This is a genomic window from Acinetobacter sp. AB03, assembly GCF_058107045.1.
The window spans coordinates 1-6,398 of the sequence record NZ_JBUEBA010000008.1 but is presented as its reverse complement, the minus strand read 5'-3'; the positions used below and the strand labels follow the sequence as shown (position 1 = coordinate 6,398).

The window sequence follows — 6,398 nt, the reverse complement described above, 5'->3', positions numbered from 1 at the left end:
TTCGATTCTGTAAGCTTTTGCCAATAAAAAATGGAAGAACTTTGCAAAATTTACAATTTTGTATTAACATTTTTATATTAACAAAAAGCGATGCAACTATGGAAATTGAGTTTTCATGGGATGAGCATAAAGCAGATACAAACCTCAAAAAACATGGTGTAGCTTTTGAAGATGCAACATTGGTTTTTTATGATGCTCATGCCGTCTTCAAACAGGATCGCTTTGAGAATGGTGAATATCGTTGGCAAGCGATAGGTATGGTACATGGGCAAGCTGTTTTATTAGTGGCTCATACAGTACAAGACCATAATGGGATAGATCATATCCGTATTATTTCAGCACGACAGGCAGAGAAAAAAGAGAGGAAACAGTATGAACAAAACCGTTACTTACAAAGTGGATTTGAATAAGCCTCCTGTTTTATCTGAAGAACAAAAGGCAAGACTCGAAGCCCTGGCTAAACGCCCAGATAGTGAAATAGACTTTTCGGACATTCCTGAACTTGATAAAAGCTTTTGGAAAAATGCTGTCCAAAATCCGTTTTATAAGCCAACTAAACAAGTAACTACAGTACGCATTGATGCAGATGTCATGCAATGGCTAAAAGCACAAGGCAAAGGCTATCAGACACGTATGAATAAGATTTTACGTGATGCAATGCTGAATGATTTAAAAAATCACCCATAAAAAATGGAGCTTAAGCTCCGTTTTTTACAAACTATTTTTAAGCTTATAGAATCTAAATTCGGGGTAAATTAAACCTATAATAAAAAGAATGGTAAATGCTATCCATAGAAACAAAGCCATAGCTCTAAGCTGTTCTTCATTCCATGAGCTTGATTCCATATCTAAGAAAAAGATACTCTTCCAACCTTTAATACGATCAGCTCAACCCCATGAAATAATCCATTTGAACATTAAGCTAACTGCCAAATAAATAAGCACCCATACCCATGTAGACATAAATTACCTTATTATTTTTAATTACTTATCAGATAATTATAACTGATTTTCATAATCTTATTTAACGTTTCATAACTGTATAAAAAGCTCAGTATTAGATACTGAGCTTTTTTGAAAGAAAAAATAATTTTCTAAATTATTGAGATGAATATTTCAAAAGTTGCTCAAGAGAGATAGATGCACCACCACATACAATTACAAGAATATTATCTGAAGGTGAAAAGTCCATTTTTTTATTATATAAAGTTGCTAAAGTAGCACCACAAGCAGGTTCAACTAAAGTTCGATGGTCATCTAAAAATTTAAAACAAGCATCAATCGCTTCTTCATCTGTAACCGTGATTCCTTTAATTTCTTTTAATTGTGTAAGCTCGAAAGCATTCTTACAAACTTGCTGTGCAGCTAGAGTTGTCGCTACACCTGTAACTTTATCTAATTTAATATGTTGTCCCATTTTAATTGCTGTATTTAATGAAGCAGTTCCTTCCGTTTCTACAGCATAAATTGGAATATTTAGTTTATTTTTAGACAAGCCCTGACTAATACCTGATAGTAAACTTCCACCTCCAACGGATAAAACAACAGCACTTGGTATGATGCCGTCTTCAATTGTTTCATCAATAATTTTTGCTACTCCATCCCATAAATATTGATCATCAAAAGGATGGATATAAATTGCCTCAGAGTTAACAAACTGTAGAGCAAGTTCATTTGCTTCTGTCCAAATTTCACCATGCACGATAACCTCTGCACCTTGTTGACGCATGATGTCTATTGCTTTTTGAGAAGTTGTTTTAGGAACAACAATAGTCGCTGGAATGTTTAATGAATTTCCCATATAAGCTACAGAAATTCCCGCATTGCCGCCTGATGAACTAATAAACTTTTTGGCACCTTGTTCCGCATAGTATGAACAAGCATTCCCTATACTGCGTTGTTTGAAAGAACCAGATGGTTGTGTGGATTCCATTTTTAACCATATATTACAGTTATTTATATTACTTAATGTCTTAGATTTTAGAATAGGAGTTTTAATAATCATCGTGTTTAATAAACTTGAAAAGTAGTGGAATTCCACATTATAGCCTTATATTTTTTGACGTCTTAACTAAAGTAGTTATAGTGAATTCTAAGACTTATCCTATTCATTCAAAAAATAGCCCTCAACTGAGGGCTATTTAACATAAAATCTCTTATGCGAAATTTAGGTCTTATCCCAAATAAATCCATTAAAAAGATCTTTATCTTTCTGCTTATTTTCTTCGGTCTTATTTTCCGTATTTAAAAATTGCTCAAAATCGGCTAATTGCTGTTTAAACGATTCATCATTTTTTAATTTATTTAAAGCCCAAGCTCCCAGTAGAATTTTACGTCTCGTATCATCTTTACGTTGCTGATCAGAAACTTTCTTTTTTTCACGAGCAGCAATAGCTTGTTTTTGTGCTTTTAGTTGTCTTAATCGTTCTTCTTGCTTTGCAATTTTTTGCTCTAAAGTTTCAACACTCATACCATCACCATCTCAAGGAATCCCCCTCAAGCATAGGTCTGTTTGAATTGAAATTCAAGACAGCCCATGCTATCGTGGTTTTCCCGAAGGGCGCACTTAGCCATTGGATTTCATCCAATGGTGCGACAAGGGGTAAATCCCCTTTGTAATCCCCTGACCAACATATACATGTTGGTAATTTCGATAAATCGAAATAAAGAGCAAAAGCAAAATGGCGATATATCATTTTTCAGTTAAAACGATTAGTAGAGGTAATGGACGATCGGCCGTTGCTTGTGCTGCATATCGTTCAAGTGAAAAATTGGTATGCGATTTTTATGGAAAAGAACAAGACTACACAAGAAAAACTGGTGTCGAATTTACAAAAATCTATGCACCTGAAAATACAAATACTGAGTTACTCAAGCGCCAAACACTTTGGAATGAAGTCGAAAAGGTTGAACGTAGAAAAGATGCATTACTTGCAAGAGAGTTTGAGATTGCATTTCCCAGTGAGTTAAACGCTGAACAGCGTGAAAATATGCTCAATGAACTTTGCCGAAACCTCGTTAAAAAATACGGTGTCATCGTTGATGCTGCTATTCATGCACCTCATACAGACAGTGGAAGTGATGAACGCAACTACCATGCACACATCATGTTCACAACCCGAAGTATTAATGAGCAGGGTGGCTTTTCAGCAAAAAAATATAGGGACTTCAGTCGTGACAATGGCACAGAAACTGTAAGCCACTGGAGAGAATCATTTGCAGAGTTATGCAATCATCACCTGGAACAAAATGGATTTGATGAACGTGTCGATCACAGAAGTTATGAAGACCAGGAAAGTGACCTAGAAGCAACTCAGCACGAAGGTCCTCAAGCGACATACCTCCGGAGACGAGGGATATTTACAGAAATTAGTCTGAAAAATGATGAAATTAAGCTACGTAATTTAAAAATCAAAAAGGTCATCGCACTGGATGAAAACATCAAAGTATCTGAGGATCTTGTTCAAAAAGTACGAAGTGAGCTTCAGTTTCAATACTCTCAAGCTGAGTATTCAGAAAAAACTTCTCAGAAACTTTATGAATTCCAAAATGAAGAATTATCAAAATTAACAACAAAATTAGACACGATGAGTTCTGCAATATCAGAACTACGCAAAAAAGAGCCTTTATTTTTTAAAACAAAATGGATCAATCAAATAAATGACCTGATCGACCAACACAACACCCAACTAGACATCCAAAAGCATATTTCTGGTCTTAGTGAAATAGAAAAAAAAGAGAGATATTCTGATCATTTAAATAAATGGACAGAAGAAAATCAGCTGCTCCAGCCTAAAAAGTCTTTTGCAAAACTTGACGAACCGAACATCACTGTTAAACAACGAAAACTTAATGATCAAATTTCAAATATAGATCATCAAATTTCTGAAATATCACGCAGAGAAACTGAGTATCAAGAGTATGTACGCGATCAAAGACTGGAGATCATAAATAGTTATATATTTGAAGAAGATAACTATGGAAATAAATACTTTAGTCCTCAAAATGGTGAAAAACAAAAGCGACTATATGCAGAAGAAATGGAAGATCTAAAAATCCAAGAATTGCATGCGGCTTTTACAAAAAAAATTGAGACCGAAGCGCAGCAAGAGTTTTCCCAAAAAATAGCAATACAGCTCGAAAACGACCGAAAAGATCGTGAATCTAGAGAACAGCAGTTACGTAAAGAACGAGAGCAACAAGAACAACGCTATGCACAAGAACGAGAGCAACAAGAACATTTGGCATTTTTAAGACGCCAAGAACAAGAAAAACAGCAGAGAAATGAGCCTAAAAAGCCAGAAAATGACAATAACCATGACTACACGCCTTAGCAATCCCATTTAAGCGCAAAAAAACGGGGGTTTTAGCGACTTTTGATAGAAATACAGTAAAACTATAGTTGATAAAAATAAAATCGCTTAGAACGCAAATGAGAGCCTTTTAGCGAGTGTCTACGAGCGACACAACGAAAGGTTGCTTATTCCCCCTCTGAAAAACCGTTTTTTATTGAATTACTGGGGACAGTGATTAGCGAGTGTCTACGAGCGAAGTATTGATGCTTTTGCTCGTCAAAAAGCATGAGCATAGCGAATGCATTATTCATGTTTTGCTTTTTGAATCCTTGATCATATATGCAAAAAACTGCCCCCACGAAGCGAGTGAAACGAGCTTCAATAGAGTACGAGCTTTAGCGAGTACCAAGGGCAGTTTTAATAACTCACTTTGGAAATAAATTCCCTTTTATTCTTTTAAAAAGCTTTTAAAAGCTTTTAGACCCTCTGAAAACCTTATGCAGCAATAGTTTCAAGCGTTAAAAGGGTACAAATAGCATGATAAAGGGTACAAATAGCATGATTTTATCGTTTAAAAGGGTACAAATAGCATGATTAAAGGGTACAAATAGCATGATAAAGGGTACAAATAAATTATTGTACCCTTATGTTTATTGGTGTACATTGTTTTCTCATAAGGGTACAAAAATCATGTTCATTTTTTATAAGGTTTGATATCTGAATGAATAAAGAAAATAGTTATGATAAATCTTATCCAGTAACAACAATGGCTATTCAAAACAAAGTTACTGAATGCTTTAAAAGCATGTCTGTAGATGAAAAAAGAATTTTAATTATGGCTTCTCCGATTGCTAGAAATATCGATGCAAGTGAACAAGATCAAATCTTAATATCTGCTCAACAATTTGCTGATGACTGTGGTATCAAAGTCAATTCTGCTTATAAACAAATTGAAAATGCGTCAAAAAAACTAGTAGATCGGTCCTTTTCATACGTTAATGATAGGGGGAAAAAGGTCTACTCTAACTGGGTAATTGATGCTACTTATGAAGATGCAGGGATATCTTTAAGGTTTACATCTATTGTTTTGGTGATGTTGAAAATTTTAGATAAATACAATCCATACACTCGTTATAAAAAAGATGTAGTTCTAAAATTAAAAAAAGACTACTCAATAGACTTTTACCATTTAGCGAAAAAAAATCAGGCAAAAAATGGCTTTGAATTAACGCTAGATGAAATGTTTACAGAGTTTGGTTTACCAGAATCTTATAGAGATTTGAGGAACTTAAAACGAAGAGTTTTGAAGAGCTCATTAGATGAAATTAATGAATTTACCGATGTAACAGTTGACTATAGTCCAGTTAAAAAAGGACGTTCTGTTGTCGGCTTTAAGTTCACTGTGAAAGAAAAATCTAAGCCAAAATTAATAGCTCCTGAGCGAGATCCAAAAACAATAGATATATTCTGCAACCTGTCTGATGCTCAAATTAACAAGTACAGTGCTATTTTATCTAAACTTTCTGAGCTATCAGACCTAAGTAACTTCCAGGACTATCCTAGTTTTGCCCTTTGGATTAGTGGCATCTTACGAGATCCGAAAAGTGTAAGAGAGGAAACAGCAAAGCGGATTTTTAAAGCTCTTCATAGCAAGACGGATTTTAAACCATGAAAACTAGAGCTGAATTAGATGCAATGAGCCATCAAGAACTCAAAGACTATGAGCAAAGTTTACTTGCTCTGTGGACACCAAGAATGGCTATTGAAAGTGACATTGAAAGGTTAAGCACTAATCGCAACGAATTATTAGAAATTTTTAATCAATTAAAAAATCCTGATGCTCCTGAAAATGAGCGTTTAAAAAATTCTATTTTATCGCTCAAATATAAGATTGAAGATTTAGAAGATAAATTGGATGATCTTATTCAAGATAATCGCTTAAATCGTGCAGATTGAATTATTCAGTTTATTTAATTAAAACCGTGAAACATTGATCAAAGAATAGGCGTGGAACGTGAATAGTCACAAAAAAGCCGTTCCAGTGCGCTGAACCCTGGAACGTCTTAGTATAAGTTTATGATTTATATCGAATAAAAAACAGTA

The 6,398-nt window shown here is 34.5% G+C and carries 7 protein-coding genes; 5 read left to right on the top strand and 2 right to left on the bottom strand.

What is annotated here, in order from left to right:
• Positions 1-98 precede the first annotated feature (98 nt).
• Complete coding sequence (locus tag ACY3FQ_RS16475) at positions 99-410, top strand: BrnT family toxin (protein WP_087696030.1); 312 nt, start codon at positions 99-101, stop codon at positions 408-410.
• On the top strand, positions 373-687 hold the full coding sequence (locus ACY3FQ_RS16470; protein ID WP_087696029.1) for a BrnA antitoxin family protein: 315 nt from the start codon (positions 373-375) through the stop codon (positions 685-687). Before ACY3FQ_RS16475 ends, ACY3FQ_RS16470 begins: the two co-directional genes overlap by 38 nt.
• Before the next feature lie 412 nt (positions 688-1,099).
• Here the strand turns inward: ACY3FQ_RS16470 and ACY3FQ_RS16465 are convergent, their stop codons facing one another.
• The gene (locus ACY3FQ_RS16465; protein WP_087696032.1) at positions 1,100-2,005 is read right to left on the bottom strand and encodes a pyridoxal-phosphate dependent enzyme; all 906 of its coding nucleotides are present in this window, start codon (positions 2,003-2,005) and stop codon (positions 1,100-1,102) included.
• Between the two features lie 162 nt (positions 2,006-2,167).
• On the bottom strand, positions 2,168-2,470 hold the full coding sequence (locus tag ACY3FQ_RS16460; RefSeq protein ID WP_018680087.1) for a hypothetical protein: 303 nt from the start codon (positions 2,468-2,470) through the stop codon (positions 2,168-2,170).
• A 211-nt stretch (positions 2,471-2,681) separates the two neighbouring features.
• On the opposite strand from ACY3FQ_RS16460, the gene mobQ reads away from it, so the two are divergent.
• The 3 genes from mobQ (at position 2,682) to ACY3FQ_RS16445 (ending at position 6,251) form a co-directional block, all read left to right on the top strand.
• Positions 2,682-4,334, top strand: a complete 1,653-nt coding sequence (gene mobQ, locus ACY3FQ_RS16455) for a MobQ family relaxase (RefSeq protein ID WP_018680086.1) — start codon at positions 2,682-2,684, stop codon at positions 4,332-4,334.
• Positions 4,335-5,016: 682 nt separating this feature from the next.
• Positions 5,017-5,967, top strand: coding sequence for a replication initiation protein (locus tag ACY3FQ_RS16450; RefSeq protein WP_004728629.1), 951 nt, complete (start codon positions 5,017-5,019; stop codon positions 5,965-5,967).
• Entirely contained in the window at positions 5,964-6,251 is a 288-nt protein-coding gene (locus ACY3FQ_RS16445) for a hypothetical protein (RefSeq protein ID WP_004728627.1), read from the top strand. The genes ACY3FQ_RS16450 and ACY3FQ_RS16445 overlap by 4 nt, the downstream gene beginning before the upstream one ends.
• Positions 6,252-6,398: the final 147 nt, after the last annotated feature.